Origin of the sequence: Aminobacterium mobile DSM 12262, from assembly GCF_000526395.1 — a bacterium.
Classification (GTDB): Bacteria; Synergistota; Synergistia; order Synergistales; family Aminobacteriaceae; genus Aminobacterium; species Aminobacterium mobile.
Genome location: NZ_JAFZ01000002.1, coordinates 366,180 through 390,990, shown reverse-complemented (window position 1 = coordinate 390,990; position 24,811 = coordinate 366,180). Strand labels below are relative to the sequence as shown.

The following is a 24,811-nucleotide window of genomic DNA, read 5'->3' as shown; positions in this document are numbered from 1 at the left end:
CGCAGGTGGTTCTGATTCGCCGCGTTTCGCACTGATGTGGCACATATTGTAGAATGTGTAGCTCAGAACAGGTCTCTCCGCAACAGTTTATTTCAAAATCTCCAAGAAAGTGTCTCTAGCATTATTTCTGTTATTTTTGAAGACACCACTGCTTTCCATTATGGTTTAAAGAATATCAGCAAACATGACGAGTATACTTACGAGCATATGATCGGTGTAATGACGGTTTCATTGCTCATCGCAAAGGAAGGTGAAGATACAGGACTTTTTTCTTTTTCTTTTCAAGATAAAATTAATTTGGGCCTCGGCGCTCTTTTTCACGATATTGGAAAACTAATGTTACCTTCCTCTCTTCTGAATAAGAAAGGTCCCCTGAACGAAAAAGAGTGGGAGCTAATGAGCAAACATCCCTACGATGGCTTTAAGATAGTGCGGCAATTCCCATGTATGAACCCTATGGCTAGGGCCATCGTGTTAAATCACCATCAATATTGGAACGGCGAAGGTTATGGGCGAGAGGCGGCTGGCGGACTTGCCGGAGAAACCATCCCTCTTTTAGTACGTATCGTTTCAGTAGCTGATACATACGATGCTCTTGTAAGCGATCGTCCCTATCGCCGAGCATTTTTGCCAATAGAGGCTTTAAAAATTGTTCAAAACGAGTCTGGAGTCAAGTTTGATCCCTCTTTAGTAGAATTTCTCCCCCAAATAATTGATCCGTACCCTATAGGAAGTGTTTTGTTCCTTTCTGATTGGACTCTTGCCGCAGTTACATCCATCTCTTTGGGAGAACCCCAGGCCATGGTGCTTGCAACATTCCGCAAAGAAGACGCAAATAAAGTGGGGAATGTATTTCCCCTCCAAAAACATGGAGCCCATATCGTAATAGGTGCTCCTTCGCTAGATCACCTAGCCGAAAAATCAGCAGAGATACTAGCATCCCCAAGTAAAAATGATAGCCCTCTCCGCCATTTCCTAAGCAGTCTGTGTACTGCTTTCGTAGAAAAGCGAGCTGACCTCAATACCGTCCCTTGTTGGGAATCGTTAATAAAAAAAGGGTTTTTCCCCTCTTTGTTAGAAAGCCTTCGAGTTCAGGGAAGTTAAGACGTGGCCTCTTTCTTTTTTTCTTTGGAGCGTCTGAGGCGGAAGTCTAGCCACCACACACATACAGCGGTGGTAATAGGTATCGTAAGAAGTAATCCAATTGTACCAGCTACGCTTCGGACGAGTTCCTGTGCAATATAAGGATCGTTTATAAGAGCCAGTGGATCAGCTCCAGAACTTGTAATAAGAATAGTGAGAGGAAGAGCACTTCCCAAATAGGCAAGAATAAGAGTGTTAATCATGCTTCCCAATACCTCTCGCCCTACGCCAATGCCAGCCTGCCACAGTCGAGGCCCTGGAATTTTAGGATCATAGGAGAACATTTCGGCGAGGGTAGACGTGACTGAGACGGCAACATCAAGGACTGCCCCTATGGAGCCGATCATAACAGCAGACAGAAGAAGCCCTTCCATTGAAAGATTAGGTATTGTTGAGGCAAGGAGGCTAGCACTATCGCTAGCAAGCCCAGAGAGTTCCCATAGAGTCACCATAGACCACCCTACAGTGGAGGCGGCGATAGCTCCTCCAAGAGCTCCAAGAAAAGCTACGATCCAAAAAGCCGGCCTTCGTACCACCAATAGTACTGTAACGCTGGATACGGCTCCTATAGCCAGGATAGCGAAAGGTACGGGAGGTATTCCATTTGCTAAGGCAGGTATATACCAACCTAAAAGCACGGCTAGCGAGAGGAGTAAACCTGCCAAAGCCCGGACTCCTGCTTTTCCAGCCGAAGCGATGAGCCCAGCGCAAGCTAAAATGAGGAAAGCGACAACCCAAGGAACTCGATAGCGATCGCTGATGGAATATTGTATAGTATTATCTTCAAAACGATCAGAGACGAGAAGATACCTCCTTTTAGGATGGAGCTCCAGAGAAGAAGTGGACAGCTGCGTAATAAGAAGGTCTTTGCTTGTCCCTTTATCATCGCCATTTAAAAAGGTTACCGTTACATCTATATATTCCGTCAGCCACGGTGCTTCTTCTGGCGAGGTTTCCTGAGAGGGGGATTCCTGTTCTCCTCCGTTAAAGCCCAAAGGAGCTTCGGTACTTCGTATCGAACCAACGCGATCTATACGGACAATTACAGATTCTTCCGTGTTCCATGAATTTAAAACAATCTTATCGGCAGAAAAAGCCGTTATAATAGCAAAAAGAGGTACTAAAATGAAAGTAAGACAGTACATCCGCACATTGTGAGTCATTGTTCTTAACTCGTCCTTTCTTTCAAAAATTACCTATCTGTAGTATTGTCTTTCATTTCCTCTTTTTGGTCCAGTGACACAGGAGGTTCTTCTAGAGCGATTCCATCGAGAAGAGTTTTATAGACTCGTGCTACGTGGTTGCTCATACAACGACGAACTTTTTTTATATCTCTGGAGAGAATAGCTTGATAAATTTGGTTATGTTCCTTTAAAAAAAGTTCTTTATCATCAAGGAGAGAGTATATACGCTCGTGAGTTGCCATAATAAGATTAAAAGTTATTTTTACTATATTGACAAAAATAAAGTTGTGGGTTGCTTCAGCGAGGAGAAGGTGAAAATCATAGTCGCATTGAGCACGATGTTCCAGAGACTCTACATCTTTGCTGGTAAGGGTTAGAATTTTTCTAATTCGCGTAAGATCTGAAGGATCAGCGTGTTTGGTCGCCTCTACTGCTATGGCAGGCTCTAGGATCATTCTCGCCTCTACCAATTCTAATATAGCTTCATCTTGTAGTGGCATGTGGGCGTGATTGGATTCCAAGCGTGACTTGCGAACAAAACGTCCTTTCCCAGGGATACATTCTATAAGCCCTACTAGCTCTAAAATGCGAAAGGCTTCCCGCAGGGAACTTCGACTTACGTCGAGCTTCTCTATAAGCTGTCGTTCCGGAGGTAAAGGGTCTCCCTGCTGGAGTTCACCTTGTGCGATGAGGACTTTGAGCTTTTCTGCCACTTGCTCATAAATTTTTGTAGATTTTGTCTTCGACATATTTCTACTCTGCCCTCTCTTTAATTATAGGTCTCCGTAGGAGTTTTGACGGGACATTATAAGAATATAGTATCATTAGCATATTATATATACAAAAGTAAATGGCATTTGCTTTTTTGTAAAGGAAGAGGTGAGGTTTAATGCCATTCAATGTCCAGATCAAAGGGTATAAAAATTGCTCGTGTTCTAGTCCTGTAACAGGGAAGGATGTTCTTTCTATTGCAGATATAGACGGGGCTTCCCAAATAGTGGCTTGGAGAGTTAATAATTATCTAAGACCACTAGGATGGGTTGTTGATGATGACGCGGAAGTAGAATTTGTCGATACTTCCTCTTTTGAGGGAATGGAAGTTTATCGTAGATCTTTAAGTTTTTTACTTGTTTTAGCTGCGCAAAGAGTGTTTAAAAAAAATATTCTTATCAGACACTCTATTAGTGATGGATATTATTGGGAGATTTCGGATAGAGATGTTACGGAAGAAGATGTGGAACGGATAAGTAAAGCTCTTCGAGATCTTGTTAGCCGAGATGTTCCAATTTCCAGAGAGATCATTCCTCTTGATAAGGCTCGAAGAATTTTTGAGAGGCAGGGGAATTCTGAAAGTGCACGACTTTTTATGTGGGCAGCAGAAGATCCTGTGGAACTTTATAGATGTGAGGATAGCTACGGTTTTTATTATGCCCCGCTGGCCCCTTCTACGGGATATCTGAAGTTTTTTGAGCTCAAACATTTCCCACCAGGGATGGTATTGCAATTTCCTACAGTTTCTTATCCAGACAGTATCCCCCCTTTCCGAGCTTCAAAAAAACTTTCGGAAGTTTTTCTTGATTATGCGAAGTGGTTGGATGTTCTTGGCCTCAGCACTATGGATAGTTTTCACGCTAAAATTGCCCAAGGGAAAGGCTTGGAGCTCGTGCTTGTGTCTGAAGCCTTTCATGCTCAGCGGCTGAGCCGAATAGCTGAGGAAATATGGGGGAGAAAAGGCGTTAAGGTTATTGTCATCGCAGGGCCATCAGGGTCAGGAAAGACCACTGTAGCCAAACGTCTTAAGATTCAGCTGCAAGTGTGTGGTATGAATCCTACCATTATTTCTTTGGATAATTACTTTGTAGATCGAGAGAGAACACCTCGGGATGAACATGGGAATTACGATTTTGAAGTGTTAGAGGCAATTGATTTGGATTTGTTGGAAAATCACCTTTCACTTCTTCTCAAAGGGAAAGAAGTGAAGATTCCGGAATTTGACTTCATTAAGGGGAAAAAATTCCCTGGTCCTACGTTGCATCTTAACGATAGAGATGTTCTGATTTTAGAGGGGATTCACGGCTTAAACGAAAAAGTAACGGAAGTGGTTCCAGAGGCTATGAAGTTTGGAATTTTTGTCTCTCCACTCACGGGCATCAATCTGGATCAACACAATAGAACAAGTACTACTGATAACCGTTTGTTGCGACGGATGATTAGAGATTTTCGAACGAGAGGGCATTCAGCAGAAAGAACTCTCGACCTTTGGCCTTCTGTAATTAGAGGTGCCCGAGAGTATATATTTCCCTATCAGAGTCGAGCCGATGCTATGTTCAATTCGTCCCTGCCGTATGAATTGGCGGTTCTCAAGGGATATGTATTGCCTCTCTTACATACAGTTTCCGAAAATTCTCCTATGTACGGAGAGGCCCGTCGGCTTCTTTCTATGTTGAAGTTTGTCCCTCACCTCCCTTCAGAATATGTTTCATCGAATTCTATTTTGAGAGAGTTCATAGGTGGCGGATGTTACGAAAAGTAGTACTTCATAAGGGGATGTGCCGATAGTGAAGGTTAAAATGGAAGATGTAGCGAAATTGGCAGGCGTCAATAAAGCTACAGTAAGCAGAGCTTTAAAAGGAGACTCTCGAATTTCTTCTGCTACGAGGGAAAAAGTTTGGGAGGCTGCCAGATCTCTTGGATATCAACCGGATGCAGTGGCGAGAGGCCTTTCCAGTAATCGAACAGGTCTTTTGGGGATTGTTTTTGAAGATCTGACAAGTCCTTGGACAGGCGAATTTCTTGGTGGTGTTGACCGCGTCGTTTCAAAACAGCATTATAGCTTGCTCGTAAAATGTTCGGGAAAAACAGAAGCCCAACGTCTATTGGTAGCCAGGGATTTAGCCTCTCGAAATGTAGATGGGATTATCTGGATTGGCCGTCCATTTTTTCCTATCGCTATAGACGGGCCTCTTGTGGTGGTAGATAGCGATCCTATAGACGTGGAAGGAATTCACGTTGTTGTTGATGTAAAGCGTGGAGCTGAAAAGATTTTAAAGATAGCTGAAGGAAAAAGGTGTGAAGTGGAGGAGGGAGAAAAGTCTTTCTTTAAGGGGTTGGCCCCCCTGTTGAAAGGTAACGAATCTCTTTCTGATTCGTCGTTGCCTTTTCGTATTATAAATTCTTTAAACCTGACAACTATAAAAGGGTGCCAAAAGGATGTGCTTCTTTGTGGTTACCCTCATCTTGCCCGTTTACTCGGGTACTATTGTCTTGATTGGCCAGCTTTTGAGCTGGGAGCCGTAGCAGGGCGTCTCTCCCTCAACGTTATTCAGGGGAAAGGAGTTCGACCAGAAAAAATAGTGGTTGTTCCTCCTCTTTATAGCCCTGAAGGGGATGTTATTTCCCTTTAATACGATGTGTTCGGCAAGCTTTGCGTCTTTTTGTTTCTGCCTGAAGGGAAAACTAGAGTTGGATAGGAAAGATTACAAGAGGGTCTTGTACCGAACAATTAAATAGAGACTGCACAGGCTCAGCGCAATAAAGACACTGAACATGCCTGTTTTCAAAAAATCTTTGAAAGAAATAGGGTGTCCGAACCGCCCTGCTACGTCAGCTACTACAACGTTAGCAGCTGCCCCGAGAAAGCTTCCGTTGCCGCCAAAACAGGCTCCCATGGCCAGTGCCCAGAAAAGGGGTTCCGGCGATATGCCTACCTGTTTTGCCAGCTCATCGATAACGAAAACAAAGGTCGCAGTGAAACCGATGTTGTTTACAAAGGAACAGGTAAGGCCAGAGAACCATAGCACGGCCAGCATGGCACCCAAGGGATGTCCTTGGAGATGTTTTCCTAAAAATAGCGCCAGCTGAGAAATAACCCCGTTTTCTTTAAGAGCTCCAACAATAATAAAAAGCCCGGCAAAAAATACGAGCGTAGGCCACTCGATGTCTTTATGAATAATCTCATCTCCGTCCTCAGGAATGACAGCGAGAAGAGCGGCAGCTCCAGCAAGCGCCACAACGGCGGCTTCTATATGTAAAATTCCATGAGCGAAGAACCCGACCATAATACATCCCATAACGAACAATGCTTTTTTAAGCGTGGGAATATCTTTAATGGCAGCATTTTCATCGACTTTCAATATTTTTTCGTACTCTTCTTTGCGAATTTTAAAAGAGTTAGGATCTATAAGTACCAAAAGGGCAATGGTGAACACAAACACCACTATAGTAATAGGCGTCAGATTGATAATAAAATCTATAAAAGAAAAGTTTGCATGGGAACCGATAATAATGTTTGGGGGATCACCTATCAAAGTAGCGGTTCCTCCAATATTTGACGAAATAGCTTCTGCTATTAGTAAGGGGACTGGGTTAAAGTCCATAATATCGGCGAGAGACAAAATAATGGGGCTGACTAAAAGCACAGTAGTCACGTTGTCGAGTACTCCTGATAGTATTGCTGTTGTGGCTGTAATAGCAAAAACAGTGACGACCCAATTCCCTCCCGTCATTTTCAGACTTCGGATCGCTACATACTGAAATACTCCAGTTTTCGAAAGAACCCCCACAACAATCATCATCCCCATAAGAAGGCCGATGGTGTTAAAGTCGATAAAACGGACGGCTATTTCTGCGGGAAGAATCTGAAAAGACATCAGGAAGGCTGCTCCAAGAAGGGCGGCGACGCCTCGAGCTATTTTACCCATACCTATAGCTATCAATGTAAATGTAAATACACAAAGGGTTATCCAGCCTTGATATGCCATATCTATCGCCTCCAAAGAGACTTTAAACTATACAACGATTCGTGAATGTAGACAAGAGAGATGTTCGACTTGACGCTCATATACGTGAAGAGTATAAAGAAAGAGCTTGAAATCTGGTAGGGGAGGATTCATGAATGGTAGATGAGATGTGCTCTCATGAAGCGTGCGGTAAATCTTCTTGTGAAGGCTGCAGCGGATGCGCAAAAAAGAAAAAAAACGTTAAGCATGTAATAGCAGTTGGCAGCGGTAAGGGAGGAGTGGGAAAAAGTTCCATATCTTCTCTTTTGGCTGTAGCTCTTGCACAAAAAGGTTATTCAGTAGGAGTTTTGGATGCTGACATCACAGGGCCGTCGATCCCCAAACTTTTTGGCATAACGGATACTCCGCTTGGACGCCCTGAAGGTATAATTCCTCCAGCCTCTCCGGTTTTTGATGTACGAGTTATGTCCATCAATCTTCTTCTTGATGATCCCACAAAACCTGTTGTATGGCGAGGCCCAATAATAGGGAATGTCATCAAACAATTTTGGGAAGAAGTGGCATGGGACGATAGGGATTTTGTAATAGTGGATCTTCCTCCTGGAACTGCTGATGCTCCTCTTACAGTAATGCAGACTATAGATCTGGATGGATTCCTTGTTGTTACATCCCCTCAGGAACTTTCTGTAATGGTAGTGGAAAAAGCTCTCAATATGACCCAAATGATGGAAGTCCCCCTTTTGGGAGTAGTGGAGAACATGAGCTATCTTACATGCCCTGACTGCGGAAAGGTCCTGGATATTTTCGGACCCAGCCATGTGGAAGAAATAGGTGAAAAATATCAGATCCCAGTGATTGGCCGTTTCCCTCTTGATCCTGAACTCGGACAATTAGCTGATAGTGGGCGTATAGAAGAGTATAAAAACCATCTTTTACTGGAGACTCTTGCTGAAGGAGTGCTCGAAAGGCTCAAAACAGCAGTGCATTCTTAACGTTTCGCCAAGAGGGTCTTTAAAAAGACCCTCTTGGCGTTTTTATGCAAGATGAGCATAAAGAGATTGGATGAAGTCCTGACTTGTAATCTTTTCGTTTCCACTGAAAAAAGAAATTCCGAAATGTATATGCGCCTTATCGGCCATAACATGGTCGCTCCCGGCATCCTTGCCGTACCTCGATAGGCGTAAAGCGAGTTCTTTTGCGCCGTTCTGAGGTGTCTCTGGCATAAGAACAATAATCTCTTTTGCTCCCATACGCATACATAGATCGCATTCCCTCACGTTTTCTATAACGTATGTGCCGAAAGAATCTAAAAAATCTTTTTCGTTTTCTTCCATATCCATAACATTATTGCTTCCATAGTGGAAATCTAACTTAAATAAAGCTGCAGATAACCAGCGTCTATATCGTTGGGCCCTGTCCAGTTCTTCGGCTAAACGCCTCTCTCCAAAACTCTTTGTATAAAGCCCCGTAGCTGGATCTAGAATAGAAGAAATAGGATCTGAAGTAGAGGTTTGTTTATATTCAGTATTTTCTTCCGTGAGAAAAAAGAAGAAGAGGTCGTCTCCTCCCTGTTTTTGTTGAATATCCCAGCTTTTCCCCCCAAGAGCTACAGTATCGCTATTGAGAGGAAGTGTCTCTGAAATACTTTCTCCGATTACTTTCTTCGATGATTCTGGAGGCATGAGAGACAAAAAAGGATCATTTGCCGAGAGGACCGTCCCTTTGCTGTTTGCGATGAGAGAAGGAAGGGGAAGGCGGCTTATATCTGGAATAGAATGGCTTTCTTCAGTTGTTTTTGAAGACTGAACAGGTGCTGCAATAGGAGTTTGGCGATCCGATTGTGAAAACATGTATTGATTAAAAAACAAAAGGATTCCTACTGTAGCCATGGCTATTCCTACCCAGTTGAGGAAAGCTGGATTTCCGAAATGTTGTGTTAGGAAAAGTATCAGCGTTCCCTGAGCTATGAGATGGAGGGAGAAAAATCCCTTTTCAATCCTCCTTACAATAGAGACAGCATAGAGGAGGGTGAGAACAGAATACATCACAATAAATAAAGCCCAGAAAGGAGGGCTAATGATATGCTTCTCATCCCCACTCGCCAATAATGCAGAAAAGATAAGGATAGGGATAGATACGAAAGGGGGCAGAGTAGACCACGGCAGCATTTTATATCTCCAACGAGAAACCAGCAGGAGCCCAGTCTACGTTATTTAATGTCTCTCCAAGAATAAAAGCAGCCTTAAAGCCAGTACAATGACATGGCCTCCACAATTTTACTGAAAATCGGGTGGAAAGTTCGTGAGCAGAACGCTCTAAAAATTCCCTGCTTTGTCCTCGGAAATGCATCCCTCCCATAACAGTGTAAAACTCTCTGGTTTTACAGAGAGCGGCAGCCCGTTCCATAATATTGACAACCCCTGCATGGGCACACCCTAAAATGACGCTATAGCCGTTAATTCCGTGAAGGAGGAGAGAGAGGTCATCTTCCATAGAGTCCTCTTGAAAAAGATCGCCTTTTACTGCGATGAGGTCTGGTGTAGAAGGAACGAATTTTGAATCCCGAAGACGGCAAGGCACAGTGAAAGCCTGTACTCCCTCTATAATTTTTGAACACTCCTCTACTGGGTGAAAGTCAAGATTTTCTTTTCGAAGTAGCGATCCGGCCATAAATTTCTTTCCCCCAGTTACACTATATCGTGGCATATCGAAAAGGGGGGAGGCCCAAACAGGGAGATTTCCTTCCCGTCTGAGAATCTCTGGCAATCCCCATGTATGGTCGAAGTGTCCATGGCTTAATACAATCCCATCTACGTTCCCTATGGGAATTCCCATAGCATTTGCGTTAGGATAGAGAGCTTCTCCTCGCCCTGTATCGAAAAGTAACCGCCCCCTCGGAGTTTCTATAAACATACTTAATCCATGTTCTCCCAGGAGTTTAGAGCCACCACAATAATCATCTACTAAAACGGTAACATACATATTTATGTCACTCCTGTCTAATGTTCTAAGAACCAGATTTCTTTATCGGCTGGATAGGATATTTGATAAAGAACGGTTATCTTTTTTTGTTCTCCAGGTTTTAACGCTATTTTCCACGATAGAAGACCTTTAGCTTGATCTTTTTCAGTAGGGGCGGGATCTACAGTCCCTACCTCCACTGTTATCTTTTCTTGAGCTGAAACAGGAATCCGGTCTTTAACAACGATCTCTTCAGTTGTGGGAAGACCATTGGTGAGAGTGATCGTATATCCTTTTGCGACCCTCCCTTTCCCGACCCAATTGCTTCCCCCTTTAGAGATTACGTCTTCTCGTTTTGCCGTGATCGAAGGAGTTTGTCCAAATGCGGTAGTTATTTTTTCTCCTCTCGATACCGCGCGCATAAAGGTCTGCCCCGACGGCAGGTCATCAACAAAAAGGGAAGCCTGTCCGCCCAGAAGAGGTTCTTGAACTTCATCTGTAGTGACGATTATCCACCCTTGAGGTGAAAGAGATGGAATGCTCTCTATAGTAACAGAAACGGGAAAAGAGAGTGCCGCCACTTCAAGATTGACTGGAATATTGTCTCCATCGACGCGTCCTTGCGCTTTTAATACCTGATCGGTGAGGGTTTCTTCCATTGGAAATACCGAAGAAGTTTTATCGAAGGTGATGCGTTTTCCCATTGTCATATTAATGGCCTGTGAACGAAGTTCCTCTTCTCTGTAGTCCACCACGAGAGGAGGGAGTTCCGGTGTAGTTACGGTACTTATAGGTTGGGCTGTGTGAAGATATAGGGGGCCGTTCCATGGTATGCCTGTATTTTGACTGACCTTCCCTGTCATCTTTCCCGATAGAAGATGGTCTTTTGTTGAGAGATACAGATAATATTCCGGAGCCCACCATGCTCTATCTGTCCAGGCATCAACAAACAGCTCCCCTTCTCCTTCTGTTTCATAGGTGATCGCTATAACTTTCCCATCTGTTTGAGGCATTTTTTCTGCTAATTCTTTTTCTAAGTCGGCAATGGTTTGTTTTAGCTCTTCTATCCCTTTTTTTAATATCGCTTTTTCTGTCTCTTTAGCCCTTCGCATATCTTCTGCGGACTGCAAATATTTTTCCATATTATTAATGGTAAGGTCGGAAGGAGTTGTACTCTCCATAACAGTTGACCACTGCTCCAAGGCTGCTAATTGAGCCTCCATAGAGATGAGCTCTTCTTTTTTGTCTTTTATAAGTCCCTGCAGAACGTGGAATGCGGGAGGAACCCAGTCCGAACGAGTCTGCCGAGATATTTGGGCTCTTTTGAGGGTTATTCCCTTGCTGGGCACAAGTTGTATCTTGCTAGCATCGAAAGTGCCAGGAAGCACGATTGTATTATGCCCTAAGGAAGGGGCTTTTATGCGTACTTGAGCTCCGTTGGGATAAATATGGGCAGAATCGAACTCTATTTCGTCACCATAGAGCGGAGATGTCAGCATGAATGCCCCAATAAGGATCATTGCCCAAAGATAGAGAAATCTTTTCATAACAAAGAACCTCCTTCTCTAATTTGCGGTTGGCACCGCGGTATAATACGATTATAATCCATGCGCGCTATAGATACAGAATGAACGAACAGGAGGAATGTCCTCATGCTAAAGTGTGGAATAGTCGGGCTGCCTCTTTGCGGGAAAAGCACGATTTTTAACGTTATTACTCGAGCTGGAGCGGAGGTTAAGCCCTACGCCAGTGGAAAAACAGATCCGAACCGTGCCATGGTTCCAGTTCCAGATCTGCGGTTTGATCACCTTGTGCAGGTCTTTGAGCCGAAAAAACAGTCGCCAGCTACAGTGGAATTTGTAGACTTGGCGGGACTCTCTAAAAATGCCAGCAAAGGAGAGGGCCTTGGTAATGCCTTTCTTTCTTTTGTGGCGGAGTCCGATGCTCTGGTTCATGTTATTCGGGCCTTCGATAATCCCGATGTCCCTCACCCAGAGGAAACTATAGATCCTGCGCGAGATTGGCAGATTGTGGAAATGGAGCTTATTTATCGTGATTTGAGCGTTATCGATAACAGGCTCTCCCGTTTGGCAGCAAAAAAACGCCTGTTGCCAGAAGAAGAGGAAGAGAAAGAGGTTCTTGAAGGATGTCAATCGTGCCTCATGGATGAAAAACCCCTTCGAGAATATACTTTATCGGAGGAAGAGAAAAAACAGTTAAGTGGTTTTGCCTTTCTAACTCTTAAGCCTGAGATGATCGTTCTCAACCTCGATGAAACTCAGACAGGCCCTAATGTGCCGGGATATAAGGAGCTCTCCTCTATTGCCCAAGAGCGAGGATTAGGGCTGGTGGAAGTTTTTGGACGTATGGAGATGGATATGGCAGAACTTTCTTTAGAAGAACAAAATGAATTCATGGCAGATCTCGGTATTAAAGAAGCTGGGCGAGACAGGCTTATTCGTAAAGCTTACGGTCTGCTGGGCCTCATTTCCTTCTTCACAACAGGAAAAGATGAAGTAAAAGCATGGACACTGAAGAAAGATGCGACTGCCGTAGATGCTGCAGGGGCTATTCATACCGACCTAGCCAGGGGATTTATTCGGGCGCAGGTAGTCCACTACAAAGATTTTGTCGCTTGTGGAAATTCTATGGCGGTGTGTCGTGAAAAAGGTGTTTTACGATTGGAAGGGAAAGAATATAGAGTAGAAGATGGCGATATGATTGAAATTCGGTTCAATATTTAGCCTTTTTATAAGAATTCAATGTGTGTTAGAATAAAAAATTGAATTTGATTTGTAGAGAGGGGGATTTATGTTATGCCCATGCAGATAAGTCTTGACGAGCTTTTAAGTGTCTTATTGGCTCGAGTTGATAGTATGGCCATGAATGAAGAAAACCTTAAAAGCCGTTTCAATATTATGTTCAGAGTGCTTTATAAGAAAGGGCTTATTTCTGATGACGACATTATGGAGTCTATTCGTGACGAGCACCGTCTATTGAAAGAGCTTGGACTTATGAAAGAGGAACCTAGCGACGATATTGTAAATTCTATTGCTGAAGGTATTCTTCTCTGGATCAAGGGAGACGCAAAAAAACTTAAGGAACAGATAAAAGAATACGAACAGAAGATGAAAGAAATGGCCGCAGAAGAGGCAAAGAAGCCCAAAATTGATGTGGCCTCTCCAGCAGTGCTTCAGCAGCTTGATCAGCTTGGCGGTCCATCTCGTCAGGGTGGCGGACGTAAAATTATTATTTAGCAACGATAGAGGGAAAAACAAGAATTTCCCTTCATTCCTTTTATCTTAAAAACGAATCCCAGCTATTTTCTCAGTAGCTGGGATTCGTTATATAGATCGTATGGAGAACCTTTCCTGCGGAAAGGGCCCTTTATTTTGCCTCTTTAATAAGCTTATTAAGAGCCTGGATCAAAGGCTGTATTTTTGCACTCGATGCTCGACGATCGAGGGCCTGAGCCGCTGTTATAGTTTTCCCCCAATACACATGGTTGGCGTTGTCATCTACATTCACCGCTGCCCCTTCTAAAGACATGCCTGCAAAAAGTCCTTTTGCTATGGAGTAGCTATAAATAGAAGCTTTTAATTTAATATCTGTTCCGAGCTCTCCGCGCCGTCCAACTGGGCCTGCGGCTACGCCAATATCTCCCCCAAGCTTAAAATTGTTCCCCTTGAAACCTTCAAGTCCGCGCTCGTTGGTGATGACGAGGACCAGACCTATGGATTCAGCCCCTATCTGAAGTCCCCACGATGCTCCGGCGATAGTGGCAAAACTAGGGCCGTACCATCTTCCCGAAGCAGTATCTCTTCGAAGAACCAAGCCTTCACCATATTTCCCGCCAAAAACGAATCCTGCTTTAATAACGGAGGGGAAAATAGCCACCCCTTTTGCTTGTTCCAGTAGATCAGCCATAGTTCCTACATCAGATTGTTCCTGCATTTCATGAAGCAGTTTTACAGCTCCAGATATGCGCTGCTCTGGTGTTTTAGCCAAGGCCTGTTGCGGAGCACATATTCCACTCCATAGAAGGAACGCTAATGTGACTATAATTGAAATGCCGTATCGTGCATGTTTTTCCCGCAAATTCATCTTCATCTCTCCTTTCGACGTGAGCTATATATTATTGTATCTTAAGCTGATATAAACTATCGTGCAAGATGTTCCATAATTGACGGAGATCTACTTTTTCGCTTAAACTGTTTGAACAAAAGCTAACAGTATTTATTTGAAATTGGGAGGAGCCTATATGTCGTATTCAGAATCAGAAATAGAACGAATAGAGGAATTACTTGATAGAGCGTATCAAAGTGAGGATCTAGAGGAGATAGCTTCTTTCGCACGGCAAATTCTTGAGATGGATTCAGATAACCCAGAAGCTCTCATTCTGCTTGCAGATTCACTAGACTACTCAGAAGAGAAACTTGAGCTTCTGCAAAAAGCCCGTGGTCCGCTTCGGCAGGCAGTTGAAGAAGCTGGTCTTTTGGGGAGCGAGTCTCTTATGGACGAAGAAGAGGGCATTCTTTATATTGGTCTGCTTCAACGACTTGGCTTTGCTCTTCTATCTGAGGCTAGGACGGAAGAAGCTTTAGAAGTAGCACAAGACATAGTTTCTTACGATTCCGAAAACCTCACTCTAGGAAAAACTCTTGTATATCGTTGCCTTATAGATCTTCAACGTTTTGGAGAAGTTCTGGAACAAGCTATGGGCGATGATGAAGTGACTCCAGCCAGACAACATGCTGTTGCGATATCTACGTTTATGCTATCTGGTGCAAACCGTGCTTCTTACAAAGCATTATGGGATGCGTTTAAAGTTGGTCCTAACATCCCTTTTTATATCCTTGGCTATATTCCTGAGCCAGACCCGGAAGAGATGAGTGAGGAAGAAGAGGAAGATTTCAATTTCTCCATTCTTTTCGAGGATGCATGGACCCTGAGCAGAGAGCTTTTTAACTGGTTCTCCTCGGCGACCATTCTTTTTGGTCTTCTTACCGATCGTTTCCTTGAAGAGGATAAAGAGAGCTTTTTTGTCCTTCTCGGCTCTCTCAACATTCGTTCTTATTATGAAGATGCCCTTCAAAAAATTGGGCCCCATGATAGATATACAGACGCAGAAGTTCTTGATGAAGAGGTCCTTTCCGTTCTTCGTGCCGGAACTTTTCTTCCGCTGGACTAGACAGGGAGGAATTTTCGTTGTTGGAAGATTTTTCCCAACATCTTCTGGATATAGCCGAGAATAGTATGAACGCTGGAGCGTCCATAGTGGAGATACTATTGACAGAAGATCGTTGTGGGGGGTGGTTTTATTTCGAAGTTCGAGATAACGGGAAAGGCATGAGTGCGGATGTTTTGCAAATGGTGGCAGATCCTTTTTTCACGAGTCGCACAACGCGTCGGGTAGGATTTGGTCTCCCCTTTCTAAAACAGTTGGCAGAACTTTGTGAAGGAGAGATGGAGGTACAGTCAGAACCTGGAAAAGGGACCAGGGTCTGGGCTTCTTTTCGGTATGATCATATCGATCGTCCGCCGTTGGGGAATATTCCTGCCTCTCTGGTATCTCTTCTCGTTGCTCATCCAGAGGTTCGACTCATCTATCACCATCGTATTAACGAAGAAGAATTTACCTTTGATAGTAGTGAGTTGGCTCGAGTATTAGAGGATCCCGGGGAAGTTCAAAAACCAAAGATAGCTCGCTGGCTTCAGGAATATTTCAGCGAAAATCTGAAAGCCCTCAATCAAACGACGGAATAAGAGATCTTTTGAGGAGGGATTTTTGTATGGACTATAAAACGCCTTTTGAACTGGCTAAAACAGCATGTACTGCATCGCAGACAAAAGTATCATGGTCAATTTCTCAGATGCTTTTGCTCGGCATTCTCGCCGGAGCCTATATTGCTTTTGGTGGATGGCTTATGGTATCGGTTACATACGATGTTCCAGGAGGATTGGGGAAGTTCTTGGCAGGGGTAGTATTTAGTGTCGGTCTTATATTAGTGGTTATAGCTGGCGGAGAGCTTTTTACCGGTAACTGCATGATGCCCTTAGGCGCTCTGGTAGGATGTACTCCAATGAAAAATATCATGAGGGCGTGGTTTTGGGTGTATATAGCAAACCTTATAGGGGCCACTCTCGTTGCTTACTTGCTCTATTTTACAGCTCTCTGGAATGGTCCTATCGGAGCTAAAACCCTTTCCATTGCGGCGGGGAAGATGGGGCTTCCCTTTGGACAGGCCTTTGTTCGGGGTATTTTATGTAACTGGCTTGTAGTTCTTGCTGTATGGCTGAGTATGGCAGCTACAGATATTACAGGTAAAATATGGGCGATCTTTTTTCCCATAATGGCCTTTGTCGCATCTGGCTTTGAACACTCTGTAGCAAACATGTACTTTATGGCCATGGGGCTCCTATTAAAAAAATCTCCAGAAATGATCCAAATGGCGGGGCTTTCTGATGCACAGCTCCAATTTGTGAGTATCGGAGGATATATACATAATCTTGTTCCAGTTACTCTAGGCAATATTGTAGGGGGCGCCCTATTTGTGGCCACTTTCTATTATTGGATCTTTAAAAAGAAATTGAAAGAGGCAGACCTGTAGGCATCTGGCTTTGAGGTGAGAAGCGCCTATATTTATGCTATAATATGCATAGGAAAAGTAAAAACGACCCTGCGGTGTACGTGATCATGCACTTAGTCTTGAGCCAACACTCGATCTTAGTGGGGTCGGAAGTTCGAGCCGGCAAAGAAGACGGGAAACCGTCATCAAAGCTAAGGCACGACAGACCTCAAGATATTAGGACCGGGTCAAGACAACCATGACACGGCATTGCGGGGAGGTTGTGAGGGACGCAAGGTTTTTCTTGCGTCCCTTTTTTCTTATTGCTATAAAGATAAAGAGGCTAATGCCCTATGAGGAGGCTAAAGATCATGAATAAAATTCAACCTCCACATTGGCATCCTGTCCAATGTGCAGGATTTATTCTTGATTGGGATGGAGTCTTAGCAGATACAAAGCTTGATTTTTCAGAGATACGATCAAAATATTTTCAAGGTCGTCCAGTTCCTCTCCTTGAAGGGATGGCCATGTTTTCAGAGAAAGAAAAGAGCGAACTTTGGCATGATATTTACGAGCTGGAGATGAACGGAGCAGAACAGGCTACACCTGTTCAATATGCTATGGATTTTGTAGAATGGCTTAATCAAAAGAGTATCCCGTGGGTAGTTGTTTCTCGAAATTGCGGAGATTCCATTCGTCTGGCAGCAAAAAAAATCAACTTTCCTCTCCCCGATAAAGTTTTTTGCAGAGACGCAGGGCCTGTGAAGCCGGATCCGAAAGCCTTATGGCTTGCAGCGAAAGAATTAAACTTGGAAGCTCAACAGTGTGCGATGGTCGGAGACTATGTTTACGATCTTGTCGGTGCTCGCAGAGCTGGAATGAGAGCCCTTTTAGTGCAGAGGCCACAAGCAGAGTGGCGACATTGGGCTGATGCCGTTTTTCCTACAATGAAAGATCTCCTGGAAGCCTTGCAATCTCCGTTGCCTCTCATTCCCTGGGAATATACATCGTTGGTGGAGCAAAAGGGAGAGAGATGGCTGATAAAAGCATGGCTCCTTTCACTTCAGATTCCTGACGATGCCCCTGATATCGGCTCTCTATGCGAGGAAGCTGCCCGTCTTGGCGCAGGTTCTCTCGTGATTTCTCCATCCGTTAGCTTATCTCCTGCCCAGTGGAAAAATTGGCCGGGTCTTTCGCCTGTCTATCTTGGCATGGAGCAGGGGGCTGTTATTCGGGAGGTTCTCAAAAAGAGGTTCCCCCTCATCTCTATCCGCGAAGGGACAGATGGTGTCCTTCTTTCTGGTGTGCCTCATCTCGTGGAAAGGGAGATGGAGGCACTCTTAAAATGATGAAGAACACTTTATGGGAACGGCCACTTGCTGATCGCATGCGCCCTGTTACACTCGATGATTTTATAGGGCAAGAGCATCTTCTTGGACCGGGGATGCCCTTGCGGCAGCTTTTAGAAAAGGGGAACGTGCCAAGTTGTATCTTGTACGGGCCTCCTGGTGTGGGAAAAACAACTCTTGTTCGTCTTATGGCTACAGTTACCGGAAGAAGCCTTCTCGAGATCAACGCTGTTTCTGCTAAAGTTTCGGAACTTCGTGATCTCGTAGAAGAAGCTGGTAATTTAAAGGCCTTGGGGGGATTTGCCGCTATTGCTTTTGTAGATGAAATTTATCATTTTAATAAGAGCCAGCAGAATACCCTTCTTCCCTCTGTGGAGAAGGGAGATATTATTCTTGTAGGAACTACGACAGAAAACCCATGGTTTGAGATCAATAAAACATTGCTTTCCCGTCTCATTGTTTTTCAATTGAACCCCTTAACAGAAGAGAGTTTGGTACACATCCTTTCTCGTTCTTTCTCTGATAAAGAGAAGGGGTTGGGAATGTTAAACCTCACCGCTACAGAAGAAGTTTTCCATGTTCTAGCTCGCCTTGCGGGAGGGGACGCCCGCCAGGCTCTGACTCGTCTTGAAATATTGGCGACTTCTGCGGCTACTGCCGGTTCTCAAAAGCTGACTCTCGACCATATTGAGCGCCTCGTTCCATCGGCATCCATTCGTTTTGATGCAAAGGCAGACGATCACTATGCTATTATCTCGGCTCTCATTAAAAGTATGCGAGGCTCTGACCCTGATGCAGCCGTCTATTGGCTGTCCCGCCTCTTAGAGGGAGGAGAGGACCTTCGTTTCATTTGTCGCCGCCTTTTGATTTTTGCTGCTGAGGATGTTGGATTAGCTGATCCTCAGGCATTGCAAGTAGCTGCCGCGGCTTCCTATGCTTCAGATATGACAGGAATGCCTGAGGCACGTATCATTCTTTCAGAAGCGGTTTTGTATCTTGCTTCCGCCCCAAAGAGCAACAGCGCATATATGGCTGTGGATAACGCCATGCAGTCCATTCGAAAAGGGAATCTTCAAGAAGTGCCTGAACACCTTAAACCTGGTGGGAAGGGATATATCTATCCTCACAGTGACCCGCGACATTGGGTTCCCCAGAAATATGTATTAAAGCCCCAACGTTTCTATTTTCCAGGTACTCTTGGTAAGGAACGAAGTATTTTAGAAAGGTTGAAACGTTTCTGGAGGCGTTTCTCCTCAGACAAAGAAGAATAGTTAGGGGCCGCCTGTATATAAATCGGCCCCTTCTATTATCAATATCAGGTTGTTTAAATACTATTCGCCGGTGAAATCTCCAGGATTTTGCTTTAGGAAGGAAAGAAGACTGACTTTCGTGTCTTCAATATGATGAGCCATTTCTTCTTTTGCTTTCTCACAGTTGTGTGCCAGCACGGCATCAATAATAGCAAGGTGCCCTTTTAAGAAGAGGCTCATGACTGTGGGTTCAGATCGCATAGAGTAGGGACGACATAAGTTGATGAGATCTACTATGTTGTTAAGGGTTTTATGAAGATAAATATTCCCACTTGCTTCATAAAGAAAAAGGTGGAAACGCCGATCTTCAGAAAGATATTCTTCGTGGGGAGTGGCGCTTGTCATTCCGCCAAAAATCTCTCTAAAAAGTTTAAGTTCTTTCTTAGGTGGATTCTGACAGACATTTTCAATAGCTATTACTTCCAGAGCTTGTCGCAGCACGTAAAGATCCGCCGCATCCTTAAGGGAGGGGAGCGTTACATAGGCACCTCTACGGGGGGTTAAAGTAATAAGCCCTGTCTGGCTTAGCTGTCGTATGGCCTCGCGGACAGGAGTCCGCGAAACAGCCAACTGCTCCGCTAGCTCGATTTCAGATAACTTTGCCCCAGGTTTAAAAGCTCCGCTAACAATGGCTTCTTTTAATTTTTCGTAGACAATCTGCCTCAACCCCTGGTTGGTAGCCGGGGTTAGTGGTTGTTGGTTCATATTCACAATCCTCCTCAAAAGCGAGCACTTTGCACCCATTATACAACTTAAAGGGATTCTTCATTCCTTATTGCGTGGTCATACCATAAAGAAAGGGCATATATAGCATCAGAGAGACGGTTGATATACGTATAGCCTTCTAGAGGAAGTTCTTTTGTACGATATAGCTTAAGAGCCACGCGTTCTGCTCTTCTTGCCACAGTCCGCGCTACATGTAAAGCGGCACCTGTTTTAGAATCGCCGGGGCGTATGAAACGAAATTTTTGACCTGTTATGGTTCCCACCTTTTCCACTATTTCCTCTAGAGCGTTTACATCCGGGCAAGAGAGTCCAGGATAGAGGGAAATATACCCCATCAAAAGCCCTAATTGCTCTTCCATCCAATATAAAGTATCATAAATTTCCTTAAGCTCACAAAAAGCCCTCGCCATGCCGACATGGGCCTGGCATTCATCAAGAGTGCCGTATACTTCCACTCTCAAATCATCTTTAGGGACTCGCTTACCGTTCCCCAAACTTGTTTCTCCAAAATCCCCACTTTTTGTAGTGATCCACACCTTCGACATAAGCCACATTCCCCCCCTTCTTTTCATATTATGAACACATTATACACAACATCGTGAAAGGTGTAACTCAAAATTGTTTGCTGAACGCTATGCTTTTTGCTACATTCTTTTTTTTCCTTCTATTGACCGCTTCTTTGAACTCATTTATTGTAAGATAAGAAAAATTGCTGGAGGGACTATCCTTATGTTTGGCTTGCACCGCAATTTGCCATCGAACCAATCAATGTTTTTCCAATCATCTCTTTTTAAAGATATGTGGATTTTGACACTGGGAAATTCAATAGGCCAGATAGCTTTGCTCGCAGTGATGCCTTTTGCATCCAGGCTTTATTCCCCTTCAGATTATGGTGCGTTAGCCCTCTATACGTCGGTGCTGCTTACTGGCGTAAGTCTTGCGGGGCTGGCGTATCATCAGGCTATACCTGTCCCCTCTAAAGATGGCGATGGCACTGCGCTTCTGATACTAAGCCTTTTCATTGAAATTCTTCTGATCGGTACGGTAAGTGGTGTTGTTTGGATAGGAACACGTTTTGTTCCACCTCTTGCCTTTCTGGGGACCTTCCCCATAAGCTTTTGGCTTTTTCCCCTCGGAATTCTCTGGGCAGGTATTTATAAAATACTCATAAGCTGGTGTACTCGAGCAGGGCGTTTCACAGAACTCGCCCTATCAAAAGGAGTTCAGGGAATAGGGAGTGCTTTTGTAACAGTGGCCATGGGAATGGCTGGTTTTCGTCCCCTCGGGCTTATTGCAGGGTATATAGTGAGCCAGAGCTTGGGAGTCGTGTATATTCTTCAAAAAACCATTTCCTTTCGTCAGGTTCAAGCAGCTTCCCCTTTGCGTCTTCTGCATGTGGCAAAAAAGTATCGCCGATTTCCTCTCTACAACACGTGGTCAGATCTTATGAACACCTTAAGTAGTCAGTTAACACCTATTATTCTCGCTTCTCTCTATGACCCTCGCACCACTGGTTTTTTTGCGCTTTCTTTTCAGGTTATCAACCTTCCTATGCAGTTTATTGGCATGGCTATTCAACAAGTGTTCTTTCAAAAAGCCAGTCAGGCTTACTACCATAACTCCCTTGATGAACTGACACGATCAACTTTCGCTCTCTTGGTTAGGATAGGTTTTTTGCCTTTCCTTTATCTCACCTTAGTGGGGCCAGAGCTTTTTGCGTTCTTATTTGGAGAGCGATGGCATATGGCAGGTATTTATACACAATGGATGTCTCCCTGGCTTTTTACAGTTTTCTGTGTGGCTCCTCTCTATTCCATCCTTTATATTCTGGAAAGACAAAAGCAAAATACTCTCTTTCAAGCCTTTATCCTTCTATCTCGTGTTGGAGCACTCTACTTTGGAGCATGGTGTGGGGGGGCGTTATGGTCCATTGCCCTTTTTGGAGGCGTAGGCCTCGTTTTGTGGATTTTTCTTTTAACATGGATCATGTGCCTGAGTGGCAATATTCCAACAGCGGCAGCAGAAATACTCTTTCGTGAAGCAAAAAGGTGCGCACCTGTAGTTGTAGCCCTTCTTATAGTCAAATTTTCATTTCAATCTTACGGCGTCATAACTCTTCTTTCGTTACTCTGCGTGGCGGCCTTTGCATTTCATAGTTTCGAAAGAAAAGAACACTCCTTAAAAACGTAGCGGCATACATGCTTTAGATAGGGTACGTTTGACTCTGAAACCTCGAAGGGGGATAAGGGGTTATAGTTTCCTCACTGGTAATGCGATATTCTCGATAATTATTGAAATTGTCTATCGCATCATTTGACTATAATAATTTGAACTGGTTTTTGTGAAAAAATAGAATACCATCATCTCTAAGTTTTGAAAGTTCTGCTGACATGGCGCTGCGTTCGACGGAAAGATAGTCTGCAAGTTCCTGACGGTTAAATGGAATCGAAAAACGGCTGCTCCCCGATTTCTTCGCTTCAGCCGAAAGATAGGCCAAAAGCTTTTCACGGGTGGTACGTTTCGAGGTGATTTCGATTTTTTGAGTCAAAAATATATTTTTCATTGATACGATATCCAGCATGTTTTGAATAAGCTTGCCATGAAAGCCGCATGCCTTGCCGCACGGGGAAGCAAGTTTGTGACAGCCGATAAAGAGAAGCTCGCTTCCTGTTGTCGCGATTACACTCACTGGAAGCGTGTTTATTTTCGCACAGGCAAAGGATTCCCCAAACAGACCCCCTGTGTCAATTTTTGCAAGAATACTTCTGTTCCCATAATAGTCATCTTGAATGATCTGAACTTGCCCCGACAAAACGATACCGAATTGCTCGATGCTCTCTCCACTGAAAAATACAGTTTGGCCTTTTTCGTAATGATTTGACTTTGCAGATAGACACGACAAAAGACGAAGCAGATCTGATTCGTCTATGTCTCTGAATAAATTTGCTGTTTTTAGTACATCCAAATATTTCTCCATAAAATCCTCTTTTGTTGGAATTCCAACAGACTTATTATTTTAATAATAGTAAACTTGAAATGTAAAGTCAATAATAAAGATAAACAACTCACTCAAAGAAAAGATGGGCAAAATATTCTCTGTTGCGGAGGGTGGGAGAACGCCGTTGAAAAGGCACCCGCTCCAAAAAGTTGAGAAGGGGAAAATACTGTGAATGTAAGGAGGAATCAAAATGGGTATGTTTTGTTATCAGTGTCAGGAAACAGCAAAAAATACCGGTTGTACAATTAAAGGTATATGTGGGAAGAATGAAGAAGTTGCAAAACTTCAGGATCTTCTTATTTACACACTCAAAGGAATTTCAGATATTGTTATAAAAGGAAAAGTCGATATAAGTGAAATTGATGTGACTAACTATGAGGTTCTCAGTAGTTTATTTATGACCATCACAAATGCGAATTTTGATGATGTTTCAATTGAAAAACAGATTACAAAAGTGCTCACTCTTAGAGATGCACTTAAAAAGTCTTCTTCTGTTAGTAATTTACATGATGCTGCAAGCTTTACTGTTAATTCAAGAGAGTCTATGCTTAAAAAAGCTAATTTCGTTAACGTATTGGCCACAGAGAATGAGGATATTCGTTCTTTGCGAGAAATGATAACGTATGGTCTTAAGGGTATGGCAGCTTACGCTGAGCATGCAAAAAATATAGGCAAAGAGGATCTTGGTATTAATCATTTTATTTACGAGGCACTCGCAGCGACCTTAGACGATTCTCTTACAGCAGATGATTTGGTAGATCTGACACTTAAAACTGGTGAATATGGCGTGAAGGTTATGGCTCTTCTTGATGAGGCGAATACTACCAGATTCGGAAATCCAGAAATCACAAAAGTTAATATTGGTGTTAGAAAGAACCCTGCTATACTCATTTCCGGACATGATTTGACTGATTTAGAACAGTTATTGGAACAGACCAAGGGAACTGGTGTTGATGTATATACACATGGAGAGATGTTACCTGCTCATTACTATCCAGCTTTTAAAAAATACGATAATTTTGCGGGCAACTATGGCAATGCCTGGTGGAAGCAAATTGATGAATTTGGCCCCTTCCATGGCCCTATCCTGTTTACCACTAACTGCATTGTTCCGCCCAGAAGTGAAGAGATCAGACGTAGAATTTTTACTACAGGGTCTACAGGTTTCCCTGGTTGCAAACATATTAAGCCCGATGAAAATGGGAAAAAGGACTTCTCTGAAATTATCGCACTTGCTAAAACACTTCCCGCACCTGAAGAAATAGAGACGGGGAATATTGTTGGCGGCTTTGCTCATAATCAGGTAATTGCTCTAGCAGATAAAATTGTTGATGCTGTTAAATCCGGGGCGATTAAAAGGTTCTTTGTCATGGCCGGTTGCGATGGGCGCATGAAATCAAGGGAGTATTACACAGAATTTGCCAAAAAGCTACCGGAGGATACCGTCATTCTCACTGCTGGCTGTGCAAAATATCGGTATAATAAACTGGATCTTGGCGATATTGGCGGGATTCCGAGAGTGCTTGATGCCGGGCAATGTAACGACTCTTATTCATTGGCGGTTATTGCTCTGAAGTTCAAGGATGTGTTTGGCCTTGATGACATCAACAAACTTCCAATCGCCTATAATATTGCCTGGTACGAACAGAAGGCTGTCATTGTGCTTCTTGCGTTATTGTATTTGGGCGTGAGAAATATTCACCTTGGTCCTACGCTGCCAGGGTTTTTATCACCTAATGTGGCAAAAGTTTTAGTTGAAAAATTTGGAATTGCGGGCATAGGAACAGTTGACGATGATATAAAACTGTTCATGAATGCTTAATATAAGAAGG

At 43.7% G+C, this 24,811-nt stretch carries 23 protein-coding genes; 13 read left to right on the top strand and 10 right to left on the bottom strand.

The window, feature by feature from the left end:
• The first annotated feature begins 36 nt into the window (after positions 1-36).
• On the top strand, positions 37-1,104 hold the full coding sequence (locus K360_RS10815; protein ID WP_024822774.1) for an HD-GYP domain-containing protein: 1,068 nt from the start codon (positions 37-39) through the stop codon (positions 1,102-1,104).
• Here the strand turns inward: K360_RS10815 and K360_RS10810 are convergent.
• Positions 1,101-2,306 carry a YibE/F family protein gene (locus K360_RS10810; RefSeq protein WP_024822773.1) on the bottom strand — a complete coding sequence of 402 codons (1,206 nt, stop codon included), beginning with the start codon at positions 2,304-2,306 and terminating at the stop codon, positions 1,101-1,103. The genes K360_RS10815 and K360_RS10810 overlap by 4 nt on opposite strands.
• 29 nt (positions 2,307-2,335) lie before the next feature.
• Positions 2,336-3,076, bottom strand: coding sequence for a FadR/GntR family transcriptional regulator (locus K360_RS0108665; RefSeq protein ID WP_024822772.1), 741 nt, complete (start codon positions 3,074-3,076; stop codon positions 2,336-2,338).
• Positions 3,077-3,216: 140 nt separating this feature from the next.
• On the opposite strand from K360_RS0108665, the gene K360_RS0108660 reads away from it, so the two are divergent.
• Positions 3,217-4,860, top strand: a complete 1,644-nt coding sequence (locus tag K360_RS0108660) for a nucleoside kinase (protein ID WP_024822771.1) — start codon at positions 3,217-3,219, stop codon at positions 4,858-4,860.
• A 25-nt stretch (positions 4,861-4,885) separates the two neighbouring features.
• A complete protein-coding gene (locus K360_RS11090) occupies positions 4,886-5,731 on the top strand; it encodes a LacI family DNA-binding transcriptional regulator (RefSeq protein WP_024822770.1) in 846 nt (281 codons plus the stop codon).
• A 72-nt stretch (positions 5,732-5,803) separates the two neighbouring features.
• Here the strand turns inward: K360_RS11090 and K360_RS0108650 are convergent, their stop codons facing one another.
• The gene (locus K360_RS0108650) at positions 5,804-7,087 is read right to left on the bottom strand and encodes an ArsB/NhaD family transporter (protein WP_024822769.1); all 1,284 of its coding nucleotides are present in this window, start codon (positions 7,085-7,087) and stop codon (positions 5,804-5,806) included.
• Between the two features lie 134 nt (positions 7,088-7,221).
• Here K360_RS0108650 and K360_RS0108645 point away from each other — a divergent pair, with 134 nt between their 5' ends.
• A complete protein-coding gene (locus K360_RS0108645) occupies positions 7,222-8,058 on the top strand; it encodes an Mrp/NBP35 family ATP-binding protein (RefSeq protein ID WP_024822768.1) in 837 nt (278 codons plus the stop codon).
• A 42-nt stretch (positions 8,059-8,100) separates the two neighbouring features.
• On the opposite strand, the gene K360_RS0108640 is transcribed toward K360_RS0108645, so the two are convergent.
• Genes K360_RS0108640 through K360_RS0108630 form a run of 3 tightly spaced genes read right to left on the bottom strand, consistent with a single transcriptional unit; the run spans position 8,101 to position 11,574 of the window.
• Positions 8,101-9,234: a diguanylate cyclase gene (locus K360_RS0108640; RefSeq protein ID WP_024822767.1), complete on the bottom strand. Its 1,134-nt coding sequence runs from the start codon at positions 9,232-9,234 to the stop codon at positions 8,101-8,103.
• Position 9,235: 1 nt separating this feature from the next.
• Positions 9,236-10,048: an MBL fold metallo-hydrolase gene (locus K360_RS0108635; protein WP_024822766.1), complete on the bottom strand. Its 813-nt coding sequence runs from the start codon at positions 10,046-10,048 to the stop codon at positions 9,236-9,238.
• A 17-nt stretch (positions 10,049-10,065) separates the two neighbouring features.
• Entirely contained in the window at positions 10,066-11,574 is a 1,509-nt protein-coding gene (locus K360_RS0108630) for a DUF4139 domain-containing protein (RefSeq protein ID WP_024822765.1), read from the bottom strand.
• A 105-nt stretch (positions 11,575-11,679) separates the two neighbouring features.
• Here K360_RS0108630 and ychF point away from each other — a divergent pair, with 105 nt between their 5' ends.
• Positions 11,680-12,771, top strand: a complete 1,092-nt coding sequence (gene ychF, locus K360_RS0108625) for a redox-regulated ATPase YchF (RefSeq protein ID WP_024822764.1) — start codon at positions 11,680-11,682, stop codon at positions 12,769-12,771.
• A 72-nt stretch (positions 12,772-12,843) separates the two neighbouring features.
• The gene (locus tag K360_RS0108620; RefSeq protein WP_024822763.1) at positions 12,844-13,284 is read left to right on the top strand and encodes a hypothetical protein; all 441 of its coding nucleotides are present in this window, start codon (positions 12,844-12,846) and stop codon (positions 13,282-13,284) included.
• Positions 13,285-13,414: 130 nt separating this feature from the next.
• Here K360_RS0108620 and K360_RS0108615 read toward each other — a convergent pair whose 3' ends face one another.
• The gene (locus K360_RS0108615; RefSeq protein ID WP_024822762.1) at positions 13,415-14,131 is read right to left on the bottom strand and encodes a lipid-binding SYLF domain-containing protein; all 717 of its coding nucleotides are present in this window, start codon (positions 14,129-14,131) and stop codon (positions 13,415-13,417) included.
• A 157-nt stretch (positions 14,132-14,288) separates the two neighbouring features.
• On the opposite strand from K360_RS0108615, the gene K360_RS0108610 reads away from it, so the two are divergent.
• From K360_RS0108610 to K360_RS0108590, 5 genes are all read left to right on the top strand, one after another.
• A complete protein-coding gene (locus K360_RS0108610; RefSeq protein ID WP_024822761.1) occupies positions 14,289-15,218 on the top strand; it encodes a hypothetical protein in 930 nt (309 codons plus the stop codon).
• Positions 15,219-15,235: 17 nt separating this feature from the next.
• Positions 15,236-15,793 carry an ATP-binding protein gene (locus tag K360_RS0108605; protein ID WP_024822760.1) on the top strand — a complete coding sequence of 186 codons (558 nt, stop codon included), beginning with the start codon at positions 15,236-15,238 and terminating at the stop codon, positions 15,791-15,793.
• Between the two features lie 26 nt (positions 15,794-15,819).
• Positions 15,820-16,638 carry a formate/nitrite transporter family protein gene (locus K360_RS0108600; RefSeq protein ID WP_024822759.1) on the top strand — a complete coding sequence of 273 codons (819 nt, stop codon included), beginning with the start codon at positions 15,820-15,822 and terminating at the stop codon, positions 16,636-16,638.
• A gap of 329 nt (positions 16,639-16,967) precedes the next feature.
• Complete coding sequence (locus K360_RS11085; protein WP_024822758.1) at positions 16,968-17,945, top strand: HAD family hydrolase; 978 nt, start codon at positions 16,968-16,970, stop codon at positions 17,943-17,945.
• A complete protein-coding gene (locus tag K360_RS0108590; RefSeq protein WP_024822757.1) occupies positions 17,942-19,216 on the top strand; it encodes a replication-associated recombination protein A in 1,275 nt (424 codons plus the stop codon). The genes K360_RS11085 and K360_RS0108590 overlap by 4 nt, the downstream gene beginning before the upstream one ends.
• Positions 19,217-19,276: 60 nt before the next feature.
• Here the strand turns inward: K360_RS0108590 and K360_RS0108585 are convergent, their stop codons facing one another.
• Together K360_RS0108585 and K360_RS0108580 are read right to left on the bottom strand one after the other, a co-directional pair.
• Positions 19,277-19,960, bottom strand: a complete 684-nt coding sequence (locus K360_RS0108585; protein WP_024822756.1) for a GntR family transcriptional regulator — start codon at positions 19,958-19,960, stop codon at positions 19,277-19,279.
• A gap of 47 nt (positions 19,961-20,007) precedes the next feature.
• Positions 20,008-20,526 carry a cob(I)yrinic acid a,c-diamide adenosyltransferase gene (locus K360_RS0108580; RefSeq protein ID WP_024822755.1) on the bottom strand — a complete coding sequence of 173 codons (519 nt, stop codon included), beginning with the start codon at positions 20,524-20,526 and terminating at the stop codon, positions 20,008-20,010.
• 184 nt (positions 20,527-20,710) lie between these two features.
• On the opposite strand from K360_RS0108580, the gene K360_RS0108575 reads away from it, so the two are divergent.
• On the top strand, positions 20,711-22,171 hold the full coding sequence (locus K360_RS0108575) for a lipopolysaccharide biosynthesis protein (RefSeq protein ID WP_156923389.1): 1,461 nt from the start codon (positions 20,711-20,713) through the stop codon (positions 22,169-22,171).
• A 127-nt stretch (positions 22,172-22,298) separates the two neighbouring features.
• Here the strand turns inward: K360_RS0108575 and K360_RS0108570 are convergent, their stop codons facing one another.
• Positions 22,299-22,958 (bottom strand): Crp/Fnr family transcriptional regulator, encoded by a 660-nt coding sequence (locus K360_RS0108570; protein ID WP_024822753.1) that lies wholly within the window; start codon positions 22,956-22,958, stop codon positions 22,299-22,301.
• A gap of 211 nt (positions 22,959-23,169) precedes the next feature.
• Between K360_RS0108570 and hcp the strand changes: the two genes are divergently transcribed.
• Positions 23,170-24,801 carry a hydroxylamine reductase gene (gene hcp / locus K360_RS0108565; protein WP_024822752.1) on the top strand — a complete coding sequence of 544 codons (1,632 nt, stop codon included), beginning with the start codon at positions 23,170-23,172 and terminating at the stop codon, positions 24,799-24,801.
• Positions 24,802-24,811: the final 10 nt, after the last annotated feature.